Raw genomic sequence first — 26063 nt, 5'->3', positions numbered from 1 at the left:
GGGGCGCGGGGAACTGCGCGACCAGCCACAATGCGCCCGCAGACAGCTACGACCTCCCCCCGGCCCATCGCACTGACCGAAGACCGAACGGGCACAGACGGGCAGGATCGCTCCCGCAACAGACCTGGCCACCGTCGAACACCCGCTGTAGAACTTCCCCCAAGGCCCGACCGAGGGCCCGAACGGGCAGCACAGCAGGGAGGCGGGTGACGGCCATGACCAGAACCGCGGAAGAACGTCAGCGCGAGATCGTGCTCGTCGCACGCCGTGACGGCGCGGTCGACGTCACCGCCCTCGCCGACGAGCTGGGCGTGGCCAAGGAGACCGTACGGCGGGATCTGCGCGTCCTGGAGGACCACGGCCTGCTCCGGCGTACGCACGGCGGCGCCTACCCCGTGGAGAGCGCCGGCTTCGAGACGACGCTCGCCTTCCGCGCCACCAGCCACGTCCCCGAGAAGCGCCGGATCGCGGCCGCCGCGGCCGAGCTGCTCGGGGACGCCGAGACCGTCTTCGTCGACGAGGGCTACACCCCGCAGCTCATCGCCGAGGCACTCCCCAGGGACCGGCCGCTGACCGTGGTCACCGCGTCCCTGCCGGTCGCGGGCGCGCTCGCCGAGACCGACACCGTCTCCGTCCTGCTGCTCGGCGGCCGGGTCCGCTCCGGCACCCTCGCCACCGTCGACCACTGGACGACGAAGATGCTGGCCGGCTTCGTCGTCGACCTGGCGTTCATCGGCGCCAACGGCATCTCCCGCGAACACGGCCTCACCACCCCCGACCCGGCCGTCAGCGAGGTCAAGACACAGGCGATCCGGGCCGCCCGCCGCACAGTCTTCGCGGGCGTGCACACCAAGTTCGGAGCGGTCAGCTTCTGCCGGTTCGCCGAGGTCGGCGCACTGGAGACGATCGTGACGAGCACACTGCTGCCGACCGCCGAAGCCCACCGCTACTCACTGCTCGGACCCCAGGTCATCCGGGTCTGACACCACACCGACGTCCCCCCTCGGGCGCAGCCATGCCCTGAACCACCCTTTATCTCCCCATACATCCAGGAGCGATCCATGCGAACCCAGAGCCGACGACGGCCACCGCGAGCCACGCTCGCCGCGGCCGCCGCAGGGACGCTGCTCGCCCCGCTGCTCTCCGGCTGCTGGGTCGGCGCGGGCGGGGCCGGATCCGGCGGCGACGCCATCAACGTCCTCATGGTCAACAACCCCCAGATGGTCGAGCTGCAGAAGCTGACCCGCGCCCACTTCACCAAGGAGACGGGCATCAAGGTCAACTTCACGGTCCTGCCCGAGAACGACGTCCGCGACAAGATCAGCCAGGACTTCGCCAACCAGGCCGGCCAGTACGACGTCGCCACCCTGTCCAACTACGAGATACCGATCTACGCCCGCAACGGCTGGCTGCACGAGATGAACGGCCATGTCGCCAAGGACCCGGCCTACGACGAGCGGGACGTCCTGAAGCCGATGCGCCAGTCCCTCACGGCGGAGGACGGCAAGCTCTACGGCCAGCCCTTCTACGGCGAGTCGTCGTTCCTGATGTACCGCAAGGACGTGTTCGAGAAGCAGGGCCTGACGATGCCCGCGCACCCCACCTGGCAGCAGGTGGCGGACCTCGCGGCGAAGACGGACGGCGCCGAACCGGGCATGAAGGGCATCTGCCTGCGCGGCCTGCCCGGCTGGGGCGAGGTCATGGCACCCCTGACCACGGTCGTGAACACCTTCGGCGGCACCTGGTTCGACAAGGACTGGAAGGCCCAGCTGGACTCGCCCGCCTTCGTGAAGGCGACGAAGTTCTATGTCGACCTGGTGCGCGAGCACGGCGAATCCGGCGCCGCCCAGTCCGGTTTCGCCGAGTGCCTGAACAACATGACCCAGGGCAAGGTCGCCATGTGGTACGACGCCACCTCCGCGGCCGGGTCCCTGGAGGCGGCGAAGTCGCCGGTCAAGGGCAAGGTCGGCTACGCCCCCGCACCCGTCGAGCGGACGAAGTCGTCCGGCTGGCTCTACACCTGGGCCTGGGGCATCCAGAAGTCCTCCCGCAACCCCGACAACGCCTGGAAGTTCGTCTCCTGGGCGTCCGGCAAGGGCTACGAGGAACTGGTCGGAGACAAAGCCGGCTGGTCCAACGTCCCGGCCGGCAAGCGGGCGTCGACATACGCCAACGCCGACTACCGCAAGGAGGCCGCCGCCTTCCAGGAGATGACCAAGGAGGCCATCGAGGGGGCCCGGCCCGACGATCCCGGGGTGCAGCCGCGGCCCGCGCCCGGCATCCAGTTCGTCGGCATCCCCGAGTTCACCGACCTCGGCACCAAGGTCTCCCAGGAGATCAGCGCGGCCATCGCCGGACGCCAGTCCGTCGAATCGGCCCTGAAGAAGTCTCAAGCGCTCGCCGAGAAGATCTCCGAGGAGTACGAGGGACGATGACCGCCACGACAACGGCCCCCGCGGCCTCCCCCGAGCTCCGCACCCCGGCCCGCAGGCCCTCCGCCCGGCTGCGCGCCTGGGCCACCCGGGCCCCGCTGCTCCCCGCCCTGATCTTCATGGTCGTGGTCACCCAGCTGCCCTTCGTGGCCACGCTGGTGATCTCCTTCTTCGACTGGAACGCCCTCTATCCCGACGCCCGCCACTTCACGGGCCTCGACAACTACCAGGAGGTCCTCACCGACGCGGACCTGCGCCACTCGGTGTGGACGACCGTGCTGCTGACGGTGGCGGTGGTCCTGGCCAGCCTGGTGCTGGGACTCGTCCTCGCCCTGCTGCTGGACCGGAAATTCAGAGGCCGGGGCATCGTCCGCACCCTGCTGATCGCACCGTTCCTGGTGGTCCCGGTAGCAGCGGCCCTGCTCTGGAAGCATGTGCTCTACAACCCTGAATACGGCCTGCTCAATGGGTTGTTGCACTATGTGGGCGGCCCACAGCCCGACTGGATCTCCACCACCCCGCTGCTCGCGGTCGAGGCTTCCCTCGTCTGGCAGTGGACGCCGTTCATGATGCTGATCCTGCTCGCGGGACTGCAGAGCCGCGACCACGAGCAGGTCGAGGCGGCCCGGGTCGACGGGGCGAGCGACTGGCAGATCTTCGTCCATCTGACACTCCCCCACCTGCGCCGCTATCTCGAACTGGGCGCCCTGCTGGGCTCGATCTACATCGTCCAGAACTTCGACGCGGTCTTCACGATCACGTCCGGCGGCCTGGGCACAGCCAACCTCCCCTACACCGTCTACCAGAGCTTCTACCAGGCCCACGAGAACGGCCTCGCCTCGGCCGCGGGCGTCCTGGTCGTCATCGGCTCGATCATCATCGCCACCTTCGCCCTGCGCGTGGTGTCGTCCCTGTTCCGCGAGGAGGCCTCCCGCGCATGAACGTCCTACGCCGTAACAGCATGGGCCTCGTTGCCTGGCTGGCCGGGATCGTGTTCTTCCTGCCCATCGCCTGGATGGCCCTGACGTCCCTCCACTCGGAAGCCGACGCGGCCACCAACCCGCCCTCCTTCGCGGCCTCCCTGACCCTGGACGGCTACCGCGAGTTCTTCGGCGCGGGCGGCGGCGCGAGCCCCTGGCCGGCGCTGATCAACTCGGCGGTCGCGTCCCTGGCCTCGACCCTGCTGGTGCTGCTGCTGGCCTTCCCGGCGGCGTACGCGCTGTCGATCAACCGCGTGCGCAAGTGGACGGACGTCCTGTTCTTCTTCCTCTCCACGAAGATGCTGCCGGTGGTGGCGGGCCTGCTGCCGATCTATCTGTTCGCGAAGAACGCGGGGATGCTCGACAACATCTGGCTGCTGGTCATCCTCTACACGTCCATGAACCTGCCGATCGCGGTGTGGATGATGCAGTCCTTCCTCGCCGAGATCCCGGTCGCGGTGATCGAGGCGGCGAAGGTGGACGGGGCCAGACTGCCGACGGTCCTCGCGCGCGTGGTCGCCCCGATCTCCCTCCCCGGTATTGCCGCGACGGCGTTGATCTGCTTCATCTTCAGCTGGAACGAACTGCTCTTCGCACGGGTGCTGACCGGCGTGGTCGCCGAGACCGCCCCCGTCTTCCTGACCGGCTTCATCACCAGCCAGGGCCTGTTCCTGGCGAAGGTGTGCGCCGCGTCGCTCGTGATCTCCCTGCCGGTGCTCGCCGCGGGGTTCGCCGCCCAGGACAAGCTGGTCCAGGGCCTGTCGTTGGGAGCCGTGAAATGAAGGCCGCCGTCATCGAGTCAGTGGGCAAGGCCGTCGTCGCCGAGGTCCCGGACCCGACGCCAGGGCCGCGCGAGGTCGTCGTCGAAGTGGCCGCCTGCGGCCTCTGCGGCACCGATCTGCACATCCTCCAGGGCGAGTTCGCCCCGAAGCTGCCGATCGTGCCCGGACACGAGTTCGCGGGCGAGATCGTTGGGGTCGGCGCCCAGGTCACCGAGGTGTCGGTGGGCGACCGGGTCGCGGTCGACCCCTCGCTCTACTGCTACGAGTGCCGCTACTGCCGTACGGGCCACAACAACCTCTGCGAACGCTGGGCGGCGATCGGCGTGACCACGGCCGGCGGCGCCGCGCAGTTCGCGGTGGCCCCGGTGGCGAACTGCGTGAAGCTCCCGGAGCACGTCCGCACCGAGGACGCGGCCCTCGTGGAGCCGCTGTCCTGCGCGGTACGCGGCTACGACGTGCTCCGGTCCCGCCTCGGCGCGCACGTCCTGATCTACGGCTCCGGAACGATGGGCCTGATGATGCTGGAACTGGCCAAGCGCACGGGCGCGGCCAGCGTGGACGTCGTCGACGTGAACCCGGCCCGTCTGGAGACGGCCCGCCGCCTCGGCGTCTCGGCGTCGGCGGCGAACCCCGACGAACTGGACCGGCCGCAGGGCTGGGACCTGGTCGTCGACGCCACGGGCAACGCGGCGGCGATCCAGGACGGTCTGGACCGGGTGGCGAAGGCGGGCACGTTCCTGCAGTTCGGCGTGGCCGACTATGCGACCCGCGTGACGATCGACCCGTACCGCATCTACAACCAGGAGATCACCATCACCGGCTCGATGGCGGTGCTGCACAGCTTCGAGCGGGCGGCGGAGCTCTTCGCGAACGGCGTGCTGGACCCGGAGATCTTCATCAGCGACCGCATCCCGCTGGAGCGCTACCCGCAGGCGCTGGAGCAGTTCGCGTCCGGTGTGGGCCGGAAGATCGTCGTGGTGCCGTAGCCGGACCGCACGGCCTCATGGACCGAAACCGCGCGTGGGGTGCGACCCTCCGGCCGCACCCCACGCGTCCCCCGAGAACGGCCGACCGTGCAAGATCCTTCCGCGCCAGTCTTGTGCAGCCGGACCCCCGAGGGGAACATCCGCCCGATTCCGATCTCCGACGGATTGATAGCTGTACGGCTGTCAATGGCGCCCGGTGCCGTCGCCGGACGGGACCTCGGGCACCGCGACGGGACGGAGCACCGTCGATGAGTCCTCCTGGCGAGCCACCATCGCGAAGGGGAACCTGTCGATCTCCAGGCAGAGATCGACATCGTCGGGGTGGTAGCCGCTCCGCAGCCCCCCGGCGAGGTCCGCCGCGGCACGAGACGTCCGCGCGCGGTGCAGATACGGGGCCGCCTCCACATCGCGTCCGGTCATCCGCCGACCGATGTATTCAGCGCAGGCCAGGTCCTCGTCGGCCTGGCCTCCCTCGCCGGTGACGACGAAGGTCACGGGACCGGGATCCGCGGCCCGCAGGAACCGCGCGGTCGGGCCGGCCACCACGAAGCTCGCGCACAGGACCAGCGGCGCGTCCGCGACGGCCAGGGCGCCCACGGTTCCCGCCGTCGTCTTCTGCACGAGTGTGCGCCCGGTGAAGTCGCGGGATCTGAGCAGGCCGGGTGAGTTCACCGCGTCGAAGCCCTCCGCCAGGGCCCCGTCCTTCAGAGCCAGCCAGCCCGGGCGGCTCTCCTTCAGGGCGAGTGCCTCGCTCTCCGTCGAGGCCAGGACTATTTTCTCGACTCCACGCGAGAAGGCCCAGGCGGCCACGGTGAAGGCACGCATGACATCGATGACGACGGCGACACGGGGAACTCCGGTCAACTCCGGGATCCCGACGACGTGATGCTCCATCGCCCCATTCTCCGCGGTTCGGCCTCGCAGCCCAGGTGATCTCCGCCTCGCCGACCGGGGCGAAGGCCGCCGACGCGAAAACCGCTGGGGCACCGGTCCCCCGCCCCGTACCCTCACGGCATGCCACGACCTCACGGATTCAGCTACGAGGAACACACCGGCGGAACCGTCCGCATCACCCACCACGGCCGCCCCGCCACCACCCTGAACGGCCCCCGCGCCGCCCAGTTCCTCACCGAGGTCGAGAGCCCCGACCCCCAGCTCGTCATGGCCCGCTGGACCGGCAACTACAAGCGGGGCAACGAACGCACCGCCCGCGATCACCCCCGCAATCGCCGCTGACCCGATTGGCCCCAAGGTAAGGGAACGGCAAAACCGCCTCGCTCGTTCACCCGGCATGACAGCTATGACCCCCGGCTCGAACATCCCCCTGTCCGCCGCCCGCGTGACGGTGGACGTCGCCGCTCCCGTGCGGCTCGACGTATCGGGCCTGCTGCTCACCGCCGACGGCAAGGTGCGCTCCGACGACGACTTCATCTTCTACAACCAGCCGTCGGGCCCGGGCGTGACGTACCGCTCCGGCGGCGGCACCGCGCCCGACGCGATCACGGTCGACACGGCGGCCGTGCCCCCCGGCATCGAGAAGATCATCGTCACCGCCAGCCCGGATGCCGCGGGCCAGACCTTCCAGGGCGTGGAGCCGACCGCCACGATCCGCAACGCGGACGACAGCTCCGTCCTGGCCTCCTTCACCCCGCCGCAGCTCGGCAGCGAGACGGCCCTGGTGATCGTGGAGATCTATCTGCGAGGCGGCCAGTGGAAGGCCCGCGCGGTCGGCCAGGGCTACGCCAACGGCCTCGCGGGCATCGCCACGGACTTCGGTGTGACGGTGGAGGAACCGGCCGCCCCGGCCCAGCCCGTGACCCCCGCCCAGCCGGTGACCCCGCCGCCGGCCCCGATGCAGCCGCCGGTGGCCCCGCCGGCCCCGCCGGCCCCGCCGGTCTCCACGCCCGCTGCGCCCCCGGCCCCGGCCACCCCTCCCCCGCCGCCCGCGCCCGGCGCCGGGAAGATCAACCTCGACAAGGGCCGCGTCAGCCTCCAGAAGAACCAGACCGTCTCCCTCGTCAAGGGCGGCCGCCCCCTGCTCTCCTCGGTCAAGATGGGCCTCGGCTGGGAGCCGGCGTACCGCGGCAAGGACATCGACCTCGACGCCTCGGTCATCGCCTACGGGCCGCAGCGCAACCACATCGACAGCTGCTACTTCGGCAAGCTCCAGATCGTGGGCGGCGCGATCAAGCACTCCGGCGACAACCTCACGGGCGAGGGCGGCGGGGACGACGAGGTGATCGTGGTCGACCTCGGCCGGCTGCCCCAGGAGGTCACCGGCCTGGTCTTCACGGTCAACTCCTTCTCCGGCCAGAAGTTCACCGAGGTCGCCAAGGCCTACTGCCGCCTCCTGGACGGCACGACGGGCGAGGAACTGGTCCGCTTCGACCTCACCAGCGCCGAACCCCAGACCGGCGTGATGATGGCCAAGCTGATCCGCCAGTTCTCCGGCGAGTGGGACATGACGGCGATGGGCGACTTCGTGAAGTCCCGCACGGTCAGGGGCATGGTCAAGCCGGCAGCCCAGGCCCTGTAAGAGAACGGCCTAGACTCCCCGCGCCCCTCCAGGGGCGCGGGGAACTGCGCGACAAGCCCCCACCTCCCGCCCCCCCCAAAAAAAACCCCGCACCCCTACGGCGCCCGGGACACACCCCTCGGCCGCAGCCCCTCCACCAACAGCATCAAATACCGCCGCACATACCCACACTCCGCATCGGCCAGCTCCGCCGCCACAGCGACACCATGGACCAGCCGCAGCACATCGACCGGCTCGACGTCCCCCCGCAGCGCACCCACCTCCCGCGCCGCCCGCACCAGCCGCCCCGCCGCGCCCTTCACCGAGTCACCGCAGGCCGTCCCCACCGGGGCGCCCGTGTCCGTGACGGCCGGACCCAGCAGCGCCTTGAGCCCACGCACCTCGATCAGCCCGGCACCGAGCTCGTACAGCCACTCCACCAGCGCCTCACCCGGCGGCAGCCCGGCCGCCAGCTCGTCCGCCCGGGCCGCGATCGCCTCGATGCGGTCGAGATACACGGCCTCCAGCAGCGCCTGCCGGGTCGGAAAGTGCCGGTACAGCGTGCCGGACCCCACCCCGGCCCGCTTCGCGATGTCGTCGAGCGACGCGCTCTCCCCGTGCTCGGCGAAGGCCTCCACGGCCGCCTTCAGCAACCGCTCGTAGTTACGCCGGGCATCCGCCCGCATGGGCCTGACCTGCGCCACGCAGCAACTCCTCACGAACCGGGGACCCCGCTCCGTACCTTAGATCGAAACCCGGGGCCGAGAACGCCGGCAGGTCAGGCCGGTGTCTGCCCCCTGATCAGAGCGGCGGGGACGGCCCGGTGCAGCACCTGGTCGCGAGGGAGAGTCAGGCCGAACACCTGCTCCACCACGGCGAGGGACCTGGCGTGGGCCGAGCCCCTGTCCTCCTCGTCCGGGACGCCCGCCGCCCGGACCGCGTCGCTGAGCAGCTCCGGGTGCGGGCCGGTGATCTCGTGCGACCAGGTGTGCATGTACATCTGGAAGCCGCAGACGTAGCCGCCGTCACGGAAGTAGCTGAACTCCGGCGGCGGCCGCTTCGGATTCTGCGTCTCGTAGTAGAGCTGGAACACATGATCGTCCTGCCCGGACAGGCCGTCGGTGTAGCCGGGCCCCAGGCGTCCGGGCCACTCCCCGTACGCCACGGCGAAGGACAGGTCCGCGCTCGTGCCGTACCGCACCGCGACACCGTCGTCCCGGCCGCGGTCCCGGTCGCGCCGGTCCAGGAAGTCGACCAGTTCCTCCGCTCCCCGGTCGCCGAGCTCCTCGGGGGGCTCGTCACCGCTGAGACGCCGCACCAGTTCCCCGGGCTCCACACCCCGGGCCAGGGTGACGCAGTACCCCAGCCAGGTGAGATCCTCGCGGGCCAGCCACGCTAATCCGTCGCGCATGTCCCCATCCTTCCCCTTGCTCACGTCGCAGTGTCACCTCACATCTTCATGGCCCCCGCCGCCAAGTCCCGCAGGAAGTGCCGCGCACCGATCAGGAAGACCAGGATCAGCGGGATGACGCTCATCAACGCGCCCGCCATCACCAGGGAGTAGTCGGTGTTGTAGAGGACGTTGAGGTTCGCGAGGGCGACCTGGAGGGTGACCCTGTCCGGGTCGATCATGACGACCAGGGGCCAGATGTAGTCGTTCCACAGGCCGATGAAGGTGAAGATGCCGAGGAAGGCGAGGGCCGGGCGGAACAGCGGCACGGCGACCGTCCAGTAGAGGCGGAAGAATCCGGCGCCGTCGATCCGCCCCGCGTCCAGCAGCTCGTCCGGCAGTGAGTTCTGGGCGTACTGGCGCATCCAGAAGATGCCGAACGCGTTCGCCGCGCTGGGGATGATCAGCGCCTTCAGCGAGCCCGCCCAGCCGAACTCGGCCATGGTGACGAACTGCGGCACCAGGGAGAGCTGCGCCGGGATCATGTACGTCACCAGCAGCATGCCGAAGAGGAACTTCTTCGCCGGGAACTCGTACTTGGCGAAGGCGAAAGCGGCCAGCGAGTCGAAGAACAGCACCAGGACGGTCCCGAGCACGGCGACGACGACGGTGTTGAACAGCGAGCCGAAGAAGTCGACGGTGTCGAGCACCCGCCCCATGTTGTCCAGCAGATGCGGCCCGGGCAGCAGCTTGGGCGGGTAGCGGTAGATGTCCTGCGTGGTGCCGGAGGCCAGCACCACCAGCCAGTAGAAGGGGAACAGCGAGACCAGCACACCGAACAGCAGCGTCGCCCGGACGCCGATCCGGCTGAGCCTGCTGCCGGAGCCGATGGCCAAGTGGGCGCTGGAGGTCGTCCTGTCGTCAGCGGCCATCGCGGGCCCCCTTCCGGCGCAGCAGACCGGCGAGGCCGGGACGGCGGTCGTCGTCCGAGCCGGAGACCAGCCGCCAGTTGATGATGGTGAAGATCGCGATGATCGCGAAGAGGACCCAGCCCATCGCGGCGCCGTAGCCGAACTGGTGCTCCTTGAAGGCCTTCTGCCACAGATAGAGCACGATGGTCATCCCTTCCTGGCCCGGACCGCCCGTGGTTCCGGTGTCGGTCGACTGGAAGAGCACCTGGGACTCGGTGAAGATCTGCAGGCCGTTGATGGTGGAGGTGACGGCGGCGAACAGCACCACGGGCCGCAGTTGCGGCAGCACGACCCGGAAGAGGGTCTGCCGGCTGTTCGCGCCGTCGACGCGGGCGGCCTCGAAGTGCTCGGTGGGGATGGCCTGGAGGCCCGCCAGGAAGATCAGCGCGTTGTAGCCGACCCACCGCCAGATGATCATCAGGGAGACGGAGGACTTGATGCCCCACTCCGAGGACAGCCAGCCGATCCCGTCCACGCCGATCGCCCGCAGCACCGCGTTGGCGAGGCCCGCCTGGGCGAAGACCGAGCCGAAGACGACGGTCATGGCGACCATCGAGGTCACGTTGGGGATGAAGTACGCCACCCGGTAGGCGCCCGTGAAGCGGACCTGCGAGTGCAGCAGGAACGCCAGCACCAGGGCCAGGAACAGCATCGGCACCGTCGACAGGAACCAGATCTCGAAGGTGTTGAGCACCGAGTGCCAGAACACCGAGTCCCGCAGCAGCCAGCCGTACTGCTGGAGTCCGACGAAGCGCATGTCCCCGATGCCGTCCCAGTCCTGGAAGGACAGATAGACGGAGAAGACGATCGGGAAGGCGCCGAAGACGGCGAACAGCACGTAGAACGGGGAGATGGCGAGCAGGGGCGGGAGGTGACGCCTGCGTCCGCCCGGGGTGGTGGACTTGGTACGGCGGGCAGGTGGCCGCTCGTCGGCCGCCGGCGCCCCGGCCGGGTCCAGAACCGTGGCCATGTCAGCTCACCCCCACCCGGGACAGCGTGGTCTCGGCCGTGTTCACGGCGTCCCGCCACGCCCGTTCGGGGTTCTTGCCGAGCATCTCCACATTGGTCAGCTCCTGGAAGAACGGGGTGTTGGCGGTCTCCTCGTAGGGGCTGAACCAGACGACCGGGGCCTTCCGGGCGGCCGGGCCGAAGACGTCGATGGGCTGCTGACCGCCGAAGAAGGGGTCGGGCTTGTGCATCGCCGGGTCGGCGTAGGAGGCCGGAGTGGTGGGGAACAGGGCCATCTCCTGGTAGCTCTTGAGCTGGTTCGCGGGGCTGAGCATCCACTTCAGGAAGGCGAAGGCCGCTTCCGGTTCCCGGCAGTAGCGGGTCAGGGTGACGTAGGAGCCGCCGTAGTTGCAGGGGCCGTCGGGCAAGGTGGTCAGCCGCCAGGATCCGGAGGTCTTGGGGGCGGTGTCCTTCAGGCCGTAGATGGCCCACACCGCCGTGGTCATGGTGGCGACCCGGCCGCCGCTCATGGCCGCGTTGAAGTCCGGTGTCCCGTCGGTGATCCCGGCGCTGAGCTGCTGCCGGAGGATCTCCACGGAGAGATCCCAGGCGCGCCGGACGTGCTCCTGATCGCCGATGAAGCGGTTCTCGGCGTCCACGAACTGCTTCGGGCTCTGCAGCAGGACCTGCTGGAAGACGTTGCCGATGTTGCTCAGCAGGCAGGGCTTGCCGGGCCCCTTGGCCCGCAGGGTCCGTCCGGCGGCGATGAACTTCTCCCAGGTGGGGATCTCCTCGGCGACGTCCGCCGGTTCATGGGGCAGTCCGGCGTCCCGGAAGAGGTCCCGGCGGTAGTAGAGCGCGGTGGGACCGGCGTCCAGCGGGAAGCCGATCATCCTGCCCGTCGGGGTGAAGCAGGCCTTCCACTTCCAGTCGAGGTACTGGTCGCGGACGGACTCCGCGCCGAGCGTGCGCAGGTCGAGGAACTCGTTCTCGTCGGGGAAGAACGTGGCGAGGTTGTCGCTGTTGACGACCGTCAGGTCAGGAACGTAGGCGCGGGCGGCGAGACTTGTACGCACCTTGGAGTCGATGTCGCCGTCCGGGATCTGGGAGCCCTTCACCCGCAGCCCCGGCACCCCGGGGACACCGCGCCGGGCGGTGGCGAGCAGCTGGTCGCTGAGCGAGCCCTTCCAGTACCAGAGGCTGAGGTGGTCCGTGCCGGCGGAGGCAGAGCCCGCCTCTCCCCCGCATCCGGTCAGCCCGAGCAGGCCCGCGCCCGCGCCGCCGAGGGAGGCCCCCAGAAAGCGTCTGCGGGACATCGTTCGGTGTTCCATGGGCGCGCACTCGCTTTCCGGGCGTACCGCGGCCGGGGGGAAGGCACTGCCGCGGGCCCGTTCTCACGGGGATGGGGGGACGCTTCGGATGCTTCAGATGCTTCGGGCGCTTCCGGGATGAGGAAGCGAAGACAACGATGTCGGCGGGCGCCTGGTAGTCGGGCCGACGGTCCCGCGATGGGGACTTCTGGGGGTTCGTGAACGTTCACGTGAGCGTTGCCGTTGAGTATCGGGGCGCCCGAAAACCGGTGTCAAGGGAACGGCACAGCCGATCTGGCGACGGGCACGACGGCCCGGGAGGTCAGGCGGACTCGCGCACGACCAGCTCGGGGGTGATCCACGCGTCCGCGCCCCGCAGCGGCTCCTCACCGGCGCACAGCCGGGCCATCTGCTCCACGGCGAGCCGTCCCAGCTGCCGCTTGTCGATGTGCAGCGTGGTCAGGGCGGGGTCCACCAGCTCGCCCAGGGAGAGACCGTCGAAGCCCAGCACGGCCAGATCGTCCGGCACCCTGCGGCCACGGCGCCGGGCGGTGCGCATCGCCCCGACCGCGATCAGGTCGTTGAAGCCGAAGACCGCGGTGATCTCCGGCCGCGCGTCCAGCAGCCGCTCCATGCCGGACTCGCCCCCGGCCACGCTGTGCTCGGGGCACAGCACGATCCAGCTCTCGTCGACGGGCAGACCGTGCCGCCGTACCTGCTCGAGGAAGGCCTTCCTCCGGGCCCCGGGTCCATGCTCGCCGTCCAGCATGCCGATCCGACGGTGCCCGGACTGCACCAGGTGGGCGATGCCCTGCTCGACACCGGCGGAGGCGTCGATGCCGACGGCCGCGAACCGGGTCTGCTGCGGGCCGCGCTCCAGCAGCACCAGCGGCACGCCCCCGAGGTGCCGGGTGAGCACCTCGTCCGAGTCCTTGAAGTAGCCCACGACCGCGTCCGCCTGGTGGGAGAGCACGTCGAGCGCCTGCCGCTCCCTGGCGTCGTCGATACGGGAGTCCCATACGACGACCTGCCAGCCGCGTTGCTCGGCCGCCTCCAGCACACCGGCGGCCACCTCGGGGAAGAAGGGGTTGCGCAGGTCCGGGATGACCAGCCCCGCCGTCACCGCGCCCTTCTGCACGAGTCCGCGCGCGAACCGGCTGGGCCGGTAGTCCAGGAGCCGCGCCGCCTCCAGCACCCGCTCCTTGGTGCCCGGGTCGATCTCGCCCTTGTCGTTGACCGCCCGGGAGACCGTCTGGCGTGACACCCCGGCCAGCCGCGCGACGTCATGGATCGTGGCCCGGCGCCGGGCACCGTCGGGCCGCTCGTCACCCGGCTCCACCCGCTGATTGTCGGTCCACACGCTGAGCACTTTATCCGGCGCCGGACGCGGCCCGGCAGGGCAGCGGGACGGGCCGCTCAGTCGCCGAGCTCGGTGAACAGCGTCAGCTGCAGGGCGCCGGGGGCCTCCAGCCGGGAGTTCAGGGAGTTCCAGGGGGTGCGCGTCGGCTCGGCGACGACCGCAGCCCCGGCGGCGGCGAGCTTCGCCGTGACGGCGACGGAGTCGTCCACCTGGAAGGCGACCCGGACATGACCGGCCACCCGCCGCCCCACCTCCACGTCGTCGATGAACGCCGCGTGGTTCGGATCGGTCAGCTCCAGCGTGGCCCGCCCGGCGTCGAGGATCGTGACCCGCCCGCCTTCCGAGGCGAAGGCGGCCTGCTCGCTCAGGCCGAGCACGTCCCGGTAGAAGTGCAACGCGGCGTCGTAGTCGTCGGCGGTCACGACGAGTCGCAGCTCTCGGACGGCTGATTCCTCGGGCATGGGGATCCTCCGTGATCTCGGGTATCCGCAGACAACCCGGGCCCCGGCGGGTTGATTCCCGAGAAGCCGTCAGAACAGCGCGCTGTAGGCGTTCAGCGCCGGCTGCCCGCCGAGATGGGCGTAGAGGGCCGTGGAGTCGCGGCCGATCTCTCCGTTCGAGACCAGGTCGATCATCCCGGCCATGGACTTCCCCTCATAGACGGGGTCGGTGACCATGCCCTCCGTGCGGGCCGCCAGGCGCATCGCCGCCAGGGTGGTCTCGTCGGGGATGCCGTAGATGCCCGCGTGGTACCGCTCGTCGAGTTCGACGTCGGACTCGGTCAGCTCACGCTTGAGGCCGATGAGCTGCCCGGTCTTGTGAGCGATCCGGGCGATCTGCGTGCGGGTGGCGGCCGGCTTGGCCGAGGCGTCGATGCCGAGCACGCGCCGGGGCCGCCCGCCCGCCTCCTCCAGCGCGGCGAACCCGGCGACCATGCCGGCCTGCGTCGACCCGGTCACCGAGCACACGACGACGGTGTCGAAGAAGACGCCCAGCTCCCGCTCCTGCCGCACCACTTCATGGGCCCAGGCGGCGAAGCCGAGGCCGCCGAGCGGATGGTCGGAGGCACCGGCCGGAATGGCGTACGGCTTCCCGCCGCCCTCCTCGACCTCCCTGAGCGCCTGCTCCCAGCTCTCCTTGAACCCGATGCCGAACCCGGCCTTCACCAGCCGCACATCGGCCCCGGCGAGCCGGCTGATCAGGATGTTGCCGACCTTGTCGTACACGGCGTCGGGCCAGTCCACCCAGCTCTCCTGCACGAGCACGCACTTGAGCCCGGCCCGGGCGGCGACGGCCGCGACCTGGCGGGTGTGGTTGGACTGCACCCCGCCGATCGACACGAGCGTGTCGCAGCCCTGGGCGAGCGCGTCGGCGACCAGGTACTCCAGCTTGCGGGTCTTGTTCCCGCCGTACGCGATGCCGGAGTTGCAGTCCTCGCGCTTGGCCCAGAGGGAGGCGCCGCCGAGATGCTCGGTCAGCCGCTGCAGACGGTGGACGGGCGAGGGCCCGAAGAGCAGCGGGTAACGCTCGTACGAGGAAAGGGGCATGGGTCCTCCCGGGTTCGGGGGTCGGTCAGTCGGCGAGTGCTTCGAGCCCCCGCCAGATCTCCGCCGTGACGCGGACCGCCTCGGCCACGTCACCGGCCGCGCAGGCCTCGATCAGCCGCTCGTGCAGCCCGGTGGAACGGCAGCTGCCGCCCTGCCCGAAGCGTCGTCGCTCCAGGCGGCGGATGAGCGGGGTGTAGCGGGCGGCGGTCGCCGCGGCGGCGCGGTTTCCGCTCACCCGGACGAGGACCTCGTGCAGCGCGTCGTCGGCACGCAGGGCCGCGTCCACGTCTCCGCTGCCGACGGCGGCGGCGAACCGCTCGTTGGCGGCCCGCATCGCCTCGATGTCCGCGGCCTTCAGCCGGGGCACGGCGACCCGCGTCACCAGCTCGTGCATGGCACCGACCACGGCGGCGGCGTCCCGCACCTCGGAGGCCACGAGCGGAGTCACCCGGGTGTAGCTCTGCGGCTTGCTCTCCAGCAGCCCCTCGTCCACCAGCCGGGAGAACGCGTCCCGCACCGGCGCCCGGGACAGCCCGAGCCGCTCCGCGAGCTCGGCGTCCCGCACCACCGCCCCGGGTTCGATCTCCCCGGCCACGATGGCGTCCCGGATCGCCGCGTACGCCCGGTCCCTGAGCAGGGTCCGGGGCACGGGTCGGATGGCCTCCATGGACTGAAATGTTAGATGTCAGCAGTAGCCGCACACAAGAGGACCGTGGCCCGCACTCCCCACGCGGTGCGGGCCACGGTCTCTCAGGCCGCCCAGGGCCAGTCGGCGTCCCGGGAGGCCTCGATCAGCGGAACCATCCGGAAGCCCGCGTCCGACAGGCCGCCGAAGGTGTGCCGGTTCCCCGTGCCCGACAGGCCGTGGCCCGCCCGGTATCCGGCGAGGTTCCAGGTGTAGACCGGCACCTCGGCCGGGACCTGCTCGGTCGGGTCGCCCCGGTGGTGGTGCGTGTACTGCTCGTCGGTGACGATCAGCACCCGGTCGTGCTTCCGGTAGTGCCGGCGCACCGCCTCCGTCGTGTCGGTGCCGCCCAGATCGCCGAAGCGGTCCAGGATCTTCAGCACCGACTCGCCCTCACGGAACCGCACACGGTCGCTCGTCGAGCCGAACTCGACCAGGTCCGCGCGCTCCGCCCGCAGCGCCAGCGCCGTACCGAAGATCGCCGCCGCGTCGGCACGGGTGAGCTCCGAGCGGTCGGACAGCCGGGACCAGAACATCGAGCCCGAGCGGTCCACGAGCACCAGCGTCCGGCCGGGCAGCACCGGCACGTTGGCCAGCGAGTGCCCGAGGGCCCGCTCCAGCGCGTACGACCAGCGCAGCGACGGCGCGTTCCGGTACGCGGCGAGGTACCGGAAGGGGAACTGCCGCGAGCGCGCGACCTCCGCCGGGTCGCTGATCCGCGCGGCGACCCGCTCGGCGACCTCGTCGGACACCCCGGCCTCGTCGAAGTTCCGCAGGTTGCGCACGAGCGCCATGGTCCCCATCGACGAAATCACGGCCTCCCAGGCCGCCTTGTCCATCGGCCCCTGGATCCAGCCCGCCAGCGTCTCCCACGTCATTCCGGCAGCGGCCAGCCGCTCGGCACCGCCCTCGGCGGTCACGACCGCGCGCCGCTCCTCGACCGGCAGCGCCATCAGCTCACGGTGCGCGCGAAGGACTCGGTCGGCCTCGGGCGGTACCGCGGTGTCGGGGTTGTGCCGCCGGTCCAGGGCGTAGCGGAACAGCTCACCCTGCCACGGCTTGTCCGGGCCCGGGGCCGCGTGCACGAGGTTGAGGATGTCGCCGAAGCGGTAGCCCTTGGAGGCGGTGTCGTACTTCAGCAGCGCCTTGCCGTGGTAGAGGCGGCGGACGGCGTCGGCGATACCGCGCTTGACCGGCTTGGGCACGTTCCGCCCGTACCTCGCGGTCCAGTACGCGAGCAGTTCGCCGGGCTCGTCGGGCCGCTGGAGCACGGAGGCGACGACCTGCCGGTTGGACGGGCCGTCGGTCGCGCCAGCCTCCAGACGTGCGCGCACATACTCGGCGGCACCGACGACCGAAGCCGTACGCAGGTTCCCCTCGCCGCGCAGCCAGCCGAGCAGGCCGGCCGTCCAGGCCGGGTCGGTGACGGCGAGTTCGCGCACGAGCTTCACGAAGCGGTCGTCGCGGTCGGCGCCGGTCTCGTAGAAGGTCTGCTGCGACACGAAGTTCGAGACGGCGAGCAGGAAAAGCTCGGAGCGGGCATCGCGCTCCCGGCCGCGGCCGCCCTGGTAGGTGCGCAGCACACGCCCGGTGGACGTGACGCGCGAGACGGGACGCGCACGGGCTGCCTTGGAGTTGAATCGCGCCATGATGAATTCCCCCGAATTCCTTATTGCTTACGTAATCCAGGGGAGACGCTGCATGCGAGAAAGAGAGGTGGGTGCCCGAGGACAGAAGTCGGCGACGGACTATTCAGATGCTCTACCCATTGAGCTACAGCGACCCGAGGTCGCTGACGGGACTCGAACCCGCAACCTTCCGATCCCATGAAGTAACCGTTGCCTGCGCACCGGGCACCCACCACATGCTGCGCCTCCCGAGATCAAGTCGGCGGCGGCATCGGATTCTTTGACAGAGAAGTAGCCGCTGCCATCGCACCGGGAGGTGCGTGACGTTGTGATCTCACTGTAGGAGGCGCAGCGCCGGCACTGCGACCGAATTTCCTACCGCTTCTGCCGCTTCCAAGGCCCGGTGATGGCCAGCATGATGCCCGGGGTCTGAATGTTGGCGTAGAGCGTCCGGCCGTCGGGAGAGAAGGTGACACCGGTGAACTCGCTGTATTCCGGCTCCTCCTCGGTGCCGGTGTTGAGTTCGTTGCGGGCGATCGGGTACGTCCGTCCGCTGTCGGTGGCGCCGAACAGGTGCTGCACGCCTTCCCCGTCCTCGGCGATGACGAGGCCGCCGTACGGGGAGACGGTGATGTTGTCGGGGCCGTCGAGGGCGCCGTCCTTGGAGGGGTCGGGGTTCACACCGAGCAGGACCTTCAGGGTCAGCGTCCGGCGCTTGGGGTCGTAGAACCAGACCTGCCCATCATGCTGAACGGGGCTCTCCTCACGGGCGTACGAGGAGACGATGTAGGCGCCGCCGTCGCCCCACCACATGCCCTCCAGCTTGCGGGCGCGGGTGACCTGGTCGTCCTCGAACTGCTTGCGCACGGGGACGGTACGGGCGTCGCGGTCGGGTACGTCCACCCAGTCGACGCCGTACACGGTGCCGATCTTCGTGGCCCGGGACAGGTCGTCGACGAACTTGCCGCCGGAGTCGAAGCACTTGGGCGCCTGGAGGACACCGGCGTCGTCGGCGAGCTTGCGGAACTTCCCGGGGCCGTACACGAAGCCCTTCGGCGGGGTCCAGCGGAAGAAGAGGCCGTTGGGGTCGGCGGCGTCCTCGGTGAGGTAGGCGTGGCCGCGCCTGGGGTCGATGACGACGGCCTCGTGGTCGTAGCGGCCGAAGAACTTCAGGGGCTTGGGGCTGCGATTGGCGCGCCGGTCGCACGGATCGACCTCGAACACATAGCCGTGGTCCTTGGTCATGCCGTTGACGCCGGCCTTGTCGGAGTTCTCCTCGCAGGTGAGCCAGGTACCCCAGGGGGTGCTGCCACCGGCGCAGTTGGTGGAGGTGCCGGCGATGCCGACCCACTCGGCGACCCGTCCGTCAGGGCGTACCTCGACGACCGTGCAGCCACCGGCGGCGGCCGGGTCGTAGACGAGGCCCTCGGTGAGCGGCACCGGGTGCTCCCAGTTGGCGCGCGGGCCCTTCAGCTCGTGGTTGTTGACGAGCAGGGTGGTGCCGCGGGGACCGTCGAAGGTGGCGGTGCCGTCGTGGTTGGACGGCGTGAACTCGCCGGACTCCAGCTTCGTCCTGCCGCTGTAGGTGAGGATCCGGTACGTGAAGCCGGCGGGCAGGGCGAGGATGCCCTTGGGGTCCGGGACCAGCGGCCCGTAGCCGACCCCGTGCCGGGAGTCCGCGGCCGCGTCGGTGTCGTAGGACGCCAGCGCGTTCGGTGCGGTGGCGAGGGCGCCGACACTGCCCGCCAGCGCGACACCGGCACCGGTGATCGCGGAAGTTCTGGCGAAGTCCCTACGGGTGAGCGACATGGTGTCTCCTGTGACGGTGAGAATGCCGTGGAGGGTGGCGGACCTCGTTTCGGCGACACCGTGCCGGTCATCCATGAACGCCGGTTGAACAACACCCCAGGGGCGCGGGGAACTGCGCGATAAGCCAAGACGGCGCCGCACCCGCAAAAGCAAGGTCAACCACCCTGCTGCGACCGCGCCTTGAACGCAGCCTTCCGGGCCTCCTTCGCCACCTTCTTGTCCGGATGCAACCGCCCCATCGCCTCCAGCACATCAGCCACAGCAGGATGATCCACCCGCCACACCGCCGCGAAGAACCCACTGTGCTGCTGAGCAAGCCCCTGCACCAGCGCCCGCAGCTCCTCGGAGTTCCCCTCCGCGGCAAGCTGCGCGGCAACCGTGTCGATGGTCAGCCAGTACACCATCGCCTCGGACGGCGCCGGCACATCCACCGCCCCGTGCTCGGTCAGCCACACTCGCGCAAGCCCGCCCAGCTCGGCATCGTCGAGCACCTCCCGCAGCGCCGGCTCGGCCGAGGCACCCACCAGGGACAAGGCCTGCTGGCACCGCAGCCGCCGCAGAGGCGCTCCGGCGTCCGCGCCCCGGGCCGCCGCGAGCAGCTCCCGCGCGGAGGCGAGGGAGTCTCGGCGGGCGAGCCACTGCTGCGTCTCGGCCTGCGCCGCGGCCGGGGGGAACGCCGCCGTGCCGTCGAGCAGGGCGTCGGCGCCCTTGTCCGCGAGGTCGCCGACGGCGGGCGCCTCGAACCCGGCCTCCAGCAGCCGGGCGCGCATCCCGTACAGCCCGAGCGGGGTGAGGCGGACCATGCCGTAGCGGGAGACGTCGGTGTCGTCGACGGGCGCCGCGGGCTCCTCGTCGGCGTCGGCCATGAGCGCCTCGTCCACCGGCTGGTACTCCACGAATCCCACCGGCTCCAGCATCCGGAACTGGTCGTCCAGCCGCATCATCGCGTCGGACACCTGCTCCAGGACGTCGTTGGTGGGCTCGCCCATGTCGCTGGGCACGATCACCGACGCGGCCAGCGCGGGCAGCGGCACCGGCGCCTCGTCGGGCGTGTCCTCGCCGGCGGTCAGCAGATAGAGGTTGCCGAGGACCCCGTCGAGGAACTCGGCCTCGGACTCGGGGTCCCAGTCGAGCCCGGAGAGGTCGATCTCGCCGTCCTCGTCGACGAGGTCGGCGAGTCCCTCCAGGTCGGGCACGCTCGCGTCGGCGAGCACCGTCTCCAGGGCGGCGAGCCACAGGGCGAGTACGTCCTGCGGCGAGCCGCCGGTGAGCAGGGCCAGGTCCTCGCCCGCGCGGACGGTGCCCTCCTCCTCGTCGACGACCTCGACGAGCCCGGCGTCCACGGCCACCCGCCACGCCTCACTGGCGTCGGCGGCGGCATCGTCCCCGCTCAGCCCGAGCGTCTGGGCCGCCGCGGGCAGTTGCTCGTCGACGAGCCCTCCCCCGGCGTCGACGCGGGTGTCCGGCCCGGCCCAGCGGGCGAGCCGGGCGGCCCGGGAGAGCAACGGCGTGGACAGTGCGGCACGTGCCAGCTCCGCTTCGGAGTGCAGCCGCACCGGCGGCAGGGGGGAGCTGTCTGACATCGGCTGTTTCTCCTAGGGCGCCTCATACGACTCAGCCGCTCAGCCTAGACGGATTTCCACCCATGCCGCCCGCTTCATCTCCTCGTCGGCCGTTGTACATGGCCGAAACCTTGACAAGTGACATGAACAGGCTGGAGATTGACGCGCGTAGAAGTCGGCGGACAGTTGTTCACCGGGTCGGCCCCACCTCACCCGCCCGTCCACCACCCCCTACACACGTCACACCGCCCCGCCGCCCCACAGGCAGCGGCGGACAGCCCACGCACCACCCTCGTCCCGGCGCTCTGTCACGTCCCCGGAGGGAAACCCCTTGCCGAGCAAGTCGTCCGCGCGTCTCGCCGCGCTCACCGTCGCCGCCGCGTGCTCCGCGGCTTCCACGATCGTCCTCACCACCCCCGCGCACGCGGACTCGGTCCGCGTCCACGACGTCCAGGGCAGCACCCGGACCTCCCCGTACGCCGGGAAGCAGGTCACGGACGTGGCCGGAATCGTCACCGGCATCCGGACGTACGGCTCCTCCCGCGGCTTCTGGATCCAGGACCCGAACCCGGACGCCGACCCGGCGACCAGCGAGGGCGTCTTCGTCTTCACCAGCTCGGCGCCGAAGGGCGTCGCCGTCGGTGACTCCGTCACGGTCAGCGGCACGGTCGCGGAGTACGTCCCCGGCGGCGCCACCTCCGGCAACCAGTCGCTGACGGAGATCACCAAGCCGACGTTCACGGTCCTCTCCAGCGGCAACAAGCTCCCCGCCGCCACCACGATCAGCTCGCGGTCGGTCCCCGCCACCTACGCGCCCACCGGCGACACGACCGCGAACGGCTCGATCAACGCGCTCCCGCTCAAGCCCTCGAAGTACGCCCTGGACCACTACGAGGCGCTGGAGGGCATGACCGTCCGCGTCTCCGACACCCGTGTCGTGGGCGCCACCGACCCGTACACCGAACTCTGGGTGACGGTGAAGCCGCACGAGAACCGCAACCGCCACGGCGGCACGGTCTACGGCGCCTACGACGCCCAGAACACCGGCCGCCTGCAGATCCAGTCCCTCGGGGCGACGGCCGACTTCCCGAAGGCGAACGTGGGCGACACCCTCACCGGCACGACGGCGGGCCCGCTCGACTACAACCAGTTCGGCGGCTACACCCTGGTAGCGAGCGAACTCGGCACGCTGAAGACCGGTGACGCCAAGCGCGAGACCACCCGCAAGCAGAAGAAGGGCGAACTGTCGGTCGCGACGTACAACGTCGAGAACCTCGACCCGTCCGACGGCACCTTCGCCGCGCACGCCTCCGCGATCGTGAACAACCTCAAGTCGCCGGACATCGTGTCCCTGGAGGAGATCCAGGACAACAACGGCGCGACGAACGACGGCACGGTCGCCGCCGACCAGACCCTCACCAAGCTGATCGACGCGATCGTCGCGGCCGGCGGCCCGAAGTACGACTGGCGCTCGATCGACCCGGTCAACGGCACCGACGGCGGCGAGCCGGGCGGCAACATCCGCCAGGCGTTCCTGTTCAACCCGGAGCGGGTCTCCTTCACCGACCGCGCCGGCGGCGACGCCACGACGGCCACCGACGTGACGAAGATCCGCGGCAAGGCCCACCTCACGCTGAGCCCCGGCCGTATCGCCCCCGCCGACGAGGCCTGGAAGAACAGCCGCAAGCCCCTGGCCGGCGAGTTCGCCTTCCGCGGCCGTACGGTCTTCGTGATCGCCAACCACTTCAACTCCAAGGGCGGCGACCAGGGCCTGACCTCCCAGTACCAGCCGCCGTCCCGCAGCTCCGAGACCCAGCGCCACCAGCAGGCCACCCTGGTGAACGCCTTCGTCAAGGACATCCTCGACACCCAGAAGAACGCGGACGTCGTCACGCTGGGCGACATCAACGACTTCGAGTTCTCGACGACCGCGAAGCTCCTGGAGGGCCGCGGCGAACTCTGGTCGGCGATCAAGTCGCTCCCGCGCAACGAGCGTTACTCGTACGTCTACCAGGGCAACAGCCAGGTCCTCGACCAGATCCTGATCAGCCCGTCGATCCGCCGCGACTGCGACTTCGAGTACGACAGCGTGCACATCAACGCGGAGTTCAACGACCAGATCAGCGACCACGACCCCCAGGTCCTGCGCTTCCGCCCGTAACCGGCGAGGGCCGGCTGAACGACTGCTTCAGCCGGCCCACCTCACACCACACCCCTCACCCGGGCACGAGCCCCAGCGCATGCCGATACCGGCTCCCGCTCGACCCCGTCATCCCCGGATAGCCCCGGACTCGCTCCCACGCGTCACTCCCCGGCGCAGCCAAGGCATCGTCATAGGCCTGGTCGCTCTCCCACTCGGCGTAGTTCAGCACATGCCCGCCATCGGTACTCAGATGGAAGTGAGCGGAGATCAGCCCGGCGTGCGTCTCCGGATCGTCCCCGAGAGCCTTCACCACCAGGTCGACCCACTCCTCCCGGCGCGCCCCGGCCCCTTCCTCGAAGTCGATCCGGACGGTGACGATCACCCCGGGCACCCGCACGTCCCCGACGGCCCGCTCCCGGCTGCGATACCGCCGGTACCGCCCGAGCCCCACTCGCTCGATCCCCGGCACCGCGGTGTCGATCTCGTCGACCCGCTCCTGCCGATGGGTCTTCACGAACGCCTCGAAGGCGTGCTCGCCGCTCCACTGCGAGTGGTGCATCAGCGTGGACCCGTCCTGCCCGGCGTACACGTGATACCCCAGCAGCCCGTCCGCGGGCCAGGGCCGCCGCTCCCACGTCCGCCCGATCGCCTCGACAGTCAGCCCCTGCCGCTCGGGCGTCCCCACGCGCCAAGTACTGAAGAGGGGAGCACCGATACGCGGGTCGGTGAGATCAGGTTGCTGCTCGGTCCGACGGCTCATTGAACACTCCAGTCACGGTTCGCCGAATGCGTTGCACCCACCTTTCAATCTCAACCAAGCTTGAGGTCAAGCAATGGTTCTCACGCACCTCGGCGTCGGCGCTGAAGTCGGCTGGGTCCGCAGCCCGGCGTAGCGGGGTGCCGCTGCGCCCACCCGTGCCGCCCCTAGCGGCACGCATGCCCGCAGCGGGGGCGGCAAGGGCGGACCCGCGGCGGCGCCGGCGGCAGCTCAGCCGGGACGCGCCCGCACCCGCGTACGGCGAGCAGGGGACGTGTCGGGGGGTGTCCGCCCGCAGCGGTTGGCGCGTCAACGGACAGCTAGTCGGTACGCAACCCCATCGCGCCGTTCCGAGGACGGACACCCCCCGGCGCGGCCCCGACCCACCACCCACGGCGTAGGCGCTACCCGCACCCGCACAAGCACCGCACGCACCCGCACTCACCAATGCCCGTAACGCCTCCGCCGCAACACCCCGACAGCCACCACCGCCCCCGCAGCCGCCCCCACCACCAGCACCGGCCGCGGATGCCGCAACCCGGCCTGCACAGCGTTCCGCACCGGCCGAGGCCCCGTATGCGTCGCCTTGTCCTGCACCGTATGCCCCGCCTGCACCGCACTACTGCGCAACTGCACGGTCATCGCCCCGGCCTTGTCCCGGAGATCAGCCGCCCGCGCCCGCGCACGCCCCTTCACATCAGCCTTCCCCGCCAACTCCTCCACCGTGTTGCCGAGTTCACTGCGCGTCCGCTCGATCTGCCGCCGCAGCTCATCGGGCCCCTTGGCCCCACTCGTCGCGTCCGTCATCGATGCGCCCTTTCCCTGATCTCCTCCACGTCCGCCTTCACGCTGCCCAGGGCCTCCTCAGGCGTAGGAGGCGTCGCCCGACGCAACTGCCCCCGGCCGACCACACCCAGCACGGCCGCGATGACGAACAGCACCCCCGTCACGATGAGCGCCGCGGCCCAGACGGAGAGCACCAGCGAGAGGGCGGCAATCCCCGTCCCGGCCAGCGCGAGGAACCCGGCATAGGCGACCGCCCCCGCCGCACCGAGCAGCCCGCCGCCACGCCCCGCACGCCGCCCCTTCTCGGCCAGCTCCTCCTTAGCGAGAGCCACTTCCTGCCGCACAAGCTGGGAGAGCTGCTCCGCGGCCTGTCCGACGAGCTCACCCACGGAGTGGTGCTCGTCGCGCACGACCCGACGTTCCATGGTTCCGGTCACAGTGTTCCGCCTCCTCTCGAAGTGGGAACCCCCGAGTACCCTCACCGCCCTCACACAACCTCGAAGTAAATCTAACCAACACCTGGTAGCAGATTTAAGTGGAGCTACACAATCATGCCGCCGACACTACTGACATGACGACGACGACAGCACCGTTCGGTCGCACCCTCTGCGCCATGATCACCCCGTTCACCGAGACGGGAACCCTGGACCTCGACGGCGCCCAGCACCTCGCCGCCCGCCTCGTCGCACAGGGCTGCGACGGCCTCGTACTCTCCGGCACGACCGGCGAATCCCCCACCACCACGGACGCCGAGAAGTCCGCCCTGATCACCGCCGTCCGCGAGGCCGTGCCCGACAGCGCGTCGATCGTCGCGGGCATCGGCACCGCCGACACCAGGCACACCACCGACCTCGCCCGGGAGGCCGAAAAGGCGGGCGCGGACGGCCTGTTGGTGATCCCGCCGTACTACAGCAGGCCCCCGCAGGACGCGATCGAGGCACACTTCCGCGAGATCGCGGACGCCACCGAACTCCCGCTCGTGCTCTACGACATCCCGATCCGCACCGGCATCCGCGTCGAACCCGAGACGATCCTCCGCCTCGCCGACCACCCCAGGATCGTCGCGGTCAAGGACTGCTCGCAGGACTTCCTGGCCGCCCAGAAGGTCCTGGCCCGCACGGACCTGGCGTACTACGCGGGCTGCGACGAGCACAATCTCGCGCTGTACGCCGTGGGCGGCACGGGCTACGTCAGCACGGTCGCGAACGTGATCTCGGGCCACCTGCGAGCGGTCCTGGACACCTTCGACGCCGGCGACACCGCACGGGCGGCCCACCTCCAGCAGCAGGCCACCCCCCTCATCGAGGCGATCATGTCGGCAGGCCTCCCGGGCACCACCACCACGAAGGCACTCCTCACCGCACTGAACCTCCCCGCAGGCCCGGTCCGCGCCCCCCTACGCCCCGCCGACCGCGCCACGACCGACGCACTGCTGAGGCTCCACGGGGCCCTGACCACCGCCTGACACCCGG

25 protein-coding genes are annotated in these 26063 nt (G+C 70.4%); 9 read left to right on the top strand and 16 right to left on the bottom strand.

Translation table 11 applies throughout. The features are described 5' to 3' along the window. The first annotated feature begins 215 nt into the window (after positions 1 to 215). From KJK29_RS29680 to KJK29_RS29660, 5 genes are all read left to right on the top strand, one after another. A complete protein-coding gene (locus tag KJK29_RS29680; RefSeq protein ID WP_215122247.1) occupies positions 216 to 983 on the top strand; it encodes a DeoR/GlpR family DNA-binding transcription regulator in 768 nt (255 codons plus the stop codon). Between the two features lie 78 nt (positions 984 to 1061). Next, positions 1062 to 2435 (top strand): ABC transporter substrate-binding protein, encoded by a 1374-nt coding sequence (locus tag KJK29_RS29675; protein ID WP_215122246.1) that lies wholly within the window; start codon positions 1062 to 1064, stop codon positions 2433 to 2435. Further along, positions 2432 to 3373, top strand: coding sequence for a carbohydrate ABC transporter permease (locus KJK29_RS29670; RefSeq protein WP_215122245.1), 942 nt, complete (start codon positions 2432 to 2434; stop codon positions 3371 to 3373). The genes KJK29_RS29675 and KJK29_RS29670 overlap by 4 nt, the downstream gene beginning before the upstream one ends. After that, positions 3370 to 4194: a carbohydrate ABC transporter permease gene (locus KJK29_RS29665; protein ID WP_215122244.1), complete on the top strand. Its 825-nt coding sequence runs from the start codon at positions 3370 to 3372 to the stop codon at positions 4192 to 4194. Before KJK29_RS29670 ends, KJK29_RS29665 begins: the two co-directional genes overlap by 4 nt. Further along, complete coding sequence (locus tag KJK29_RS29660; RefSeq protein WP_215122243.1) at positions 4191 to 5180, top strand: zinc-dependent alcohol dehydrogenase family protein; 990 nt, start codon at positions 4191 to 4193, stop codon at positions 5178 to 5180. The genes KJK29_RS29665 and KJK29_RS29660 overlap by 4 nt, the downstream gene beginning before the upstream one ends. A gap of 183 nt (positions 5181 to 5363) precedes the next feature. On the opposite strand, the gene KJK29_RS29655 is transcribed toward KJK29_RS29660, so the two are convergent. Beyond that, a complete protein-coding gene (locus KJK29_RS29655) occupies positions 5364 to 6074 on the bottom strand; it encodes a 2-phosphosulfolactate phosphatase (protein WP_215122242.1) in 711 nt (236 codons plus the stop codon). Between the two features lie 120 nt (positions 6075 to 6194). Between KJK29_RS29655 and KJK29_RS29650 the strand changes: the two genes are divergently transcribed. Both KJK29_RS29650 and KJK29_RS29645 read left to right on the top strand, forming a co-directional pair. Continuing rightward, positions 6195 to 6416: a hypothetical protein gene (locus tag KJK29_RS29650; protein WP_215122241.1), complete on the top strand. Its 222-nt coding sequence runs from the start codon at positions 6195 to 6197 to the stop codon at positions 6414 to 6416. A 64-nt stretch (positions 6417 to 6480) separates the two neighbouring features. After that, positions 6481 to 7716 carry a TerD family protein gene (locus KJK29_RS29645; protein ID WP_215124507.1) on the top strand — a complete coding sequence of 412 codons (1236 nt, stop codon included), beginning with the start codon at positions 6481 to 6483 and terminating at the stop codon, positions 7714 to 7716. Positions 7717 to 7811: 95 nt separating this feature from the next. Here the strand turns inward: KJK29_RS29645 and KJK29_RS29640 are convergent, their stop codons facing one another. From KJK29_RS29640 to KJK29_RS29585, 12 genes are all read right to left on the bottom strand, one after another. Beyond that, entirely contained in the window at positions 7812 to 8399 is a 588-nt protein-coding gene (locus tag KJK29_RS29640; protein WP_215122240.1) for a TetR/AcrR family transcriptional regulator, read from the bottom strand. Positions 8400 to 8473: 74 nt separating this feature from the next. Beyond that, a complete protein-coding gene (locus KJK29_RS29635; protein WP_215122239.1) occupies positions 8474 to 9106 on the bottom strand; it encodes a DUF6461 domain-containing protein in 633 nt (210 codons plus the stop codon). A 38-nt stretch (positions 9107 to 9144) separates the two neighbouring features. Then, on the bottom strand, positions 9145 to 10017 hold the full coding sequence (locus tag KJK29_RS29630) for a carbohydrate ABC transporter permease (protein WP_215122238.1): 873 nt from the start codon (positions 10015 to 10017) through the stop codon (positions 9145 to 9147). Then, a complete protein-coding gene (locus tag KJK29_RS29625) occupies positions 10007 to 11026 on the bottom strand; it encodes a carbohydrate ABC transporter permease (RefSeq protein ID WP_215122237.1) in 1020 nt (339 codons plus the stop codon). Before KJK29_RS29625 ends, KJK29_RS29630 begins: the two co-directional genes overlap by 11 nt. 1 nt (position 11027) lies before the next feature. Beyond that, positions 11028 to 12320 (bottom strand): ABC transporter substrate-binding protein, encoded by a 1293-nt coding sequence (locus KJK29_RS29620; RefSeq protein WP_215122236.1) that lies wholly within the window; start codon positions 12318 to 12320, stop codon positions 11028 to 11030. A gap of 316 nt (positions 12321 to 12636) precedes the next feature. Then, positions 12637 to 13674: a LacI family DNA-binding transcriptional regulator gene (locus KJK29_RS29615; protein WP_215122235.1), complete on the bottom strand. Its 1038-nt coding sequence runs from the start codon at positions 13672 to 13674 to the stop codon at positions 12637 to 12639. 56 nt (positions 13675 to 13730) lie between these two features. Further along, a complete protein-coding gene (locus tag KJK29_RS29610) occupies positions 13731 to 14135 on the bottom strand; it encodes a VOC family protein (RefSeq protein WP_215122234.1) in 405 nt (134 codons plus the stop codon). Between the two features lie 69 nt (positions 14136 to 14204). Continuing rightward, positions 14205 to 15221 (bottom strand): 1-aminocyclopropane-1-carboxylate deaminase, encoded by a 1017-nt coding sequence (locus tag KJK29_RS29605; protein ID WP_215122233.1) that lies wholly within the window; start codon positions 15219 to 15221, stop codon positions 14205 to 14207. Between the two features lie 25 nt (positions 15222 to 15246). Continuing rightward, positions 15247 to 15888, bottom strand: coding sequence for a GntR family transcriptional regulator (locus KJK29_RS29600; protein WP_215122232.1), 642 nt, complete (start codon positions 15886 to 15888; stop codon positions 15247 to 15249). Positions 15889 to 15971: 83 nt separating this feature from the next. Next, on the bottom strand, positions 15972 to 17555 hold the full coding sequence (locus tag KJK29_RS29595; RefSeq protein WP_215122231.1) for a TROVE domain-containing protein: 1584 nt from the start codon (positions 17553 to 17555) through the stop codon (positions 15972 to 15974). A 354-nt stretch (positions 17556 to 17909) separates the two neighbouring features. Beyond that, entirely contained in the window at positions 17910 to 19343 is a 1434-nt protein-coding gene (locus KJK29_RS29590; protein ID WP_215122230.1) for an alkaline phosphatase PhoX, read from the bottom strand. A 155-nt stretch (positions 19344 to 19498) separates the two neighbouring features. Further along, on the bottom strand, positions 19499 to 20926 hold the full coding sequence (locus KJK29_RS29585; protein ID WP_215122229.1) for a hypothetical protein: 1428 nt from the start codon (positions 20924 to 20926) through the stop codon (positions 19499 to 19501). Positions 20927 to 21236: 310 nt separating this feature from the next. Between KJK29_RS29585 and KJK29_RS29580 the strand changes: the two genes are divergently transcribed. Then, positions 21237 to 23066 (top strand): endonuclease/exonuclease/phosphatase family protein, encoded by a 1830-nt coding sequence (locus KJK29_RS29580; RefSeq protein WP_215122228.1) that lies wholly within the window; start codon positions 21237 to 21239, stop codon positions 23064 to 23066. Between the two features lie 55 nt (positions 23067 to 23121). Here the strand turns inward: KJK29_RS29580 and KJK29_RS29575 are convergent, their stop codons facing one another. The 3 genes from KJK29_RS29575 to KJK29_RS29565 form a co-directional block, all read right to left on the bottom strand. Continuing rightward, positions 23122 to 23808, bottom strand: a complete 687-nt coding sequence (locus tag KJK29_RS29575) for an antibiotic biosynthesis monooxygenase (protein WP_215122227.1) — start codon at positions 23806 to 23808, stop codon at positions 23122 to 23124. Between the two features lie 438 nt (positions 23809 to 24246). Further along, positions 24247 to 24612: a DUF3618 domain-containing protein gene (locus KJK29_RS29570; protein WP_215122226.1), complete on the bottom strand. Its 366-nt coding sequence runs from the start codon at positions 24610 to 24612 to the stop codon at positions 24247 to 24249. Beyond that, positions 24609 to 25028 (bottom strand): phage holin family protein, encoded by a 420-nt coding sequence (locus KJK29_RS29565; protein ID WP_215122225.1) that lies wholly within the window; start codon positions 25026 to 25028, stop codon positions 24609 to 24611. The genes KJK29_RS29570 and KJK29_RS29565 overlap by 4 nt, the downstream gene beginning before the upstream one ends. A gap of 134 nt (positions 25029 to 25162) precedes the next feature. Here KJK29_RS29565 and dapA point away from each other — a divergent pair, with 134 nt between their 5' ends. Next, positions 25163 to 26056: a 4-hydroxy-tetrahydrodipicolinate synthase gene (gene dapA / locus KJK29_RS29560; RefSeq protein WP_215122224.1), complete on the top strand. Its 894-nt coding sequence runs from the start codon at positions 25163 to 25165 to the stop codon at positions 26054 to 26056. Positions 26057 to 26063: the final 7 nt, after the last annotated feature.

It is taken from the genome of Streptomyces koelreuteriae (assembly GCF_018604545.1).
Lineage (GTDB): Bacteria > Actinomycetota > Actinomycetes > Streptomycetales > Streptomycetaceae > Streptomyces > Streptomyces koelreuteriae.
The sequence above is the reverse complement of the archived record's forward strand: the minus strand, read 5'-3'. Positions and strand labels throughout refer to the sequence as shown.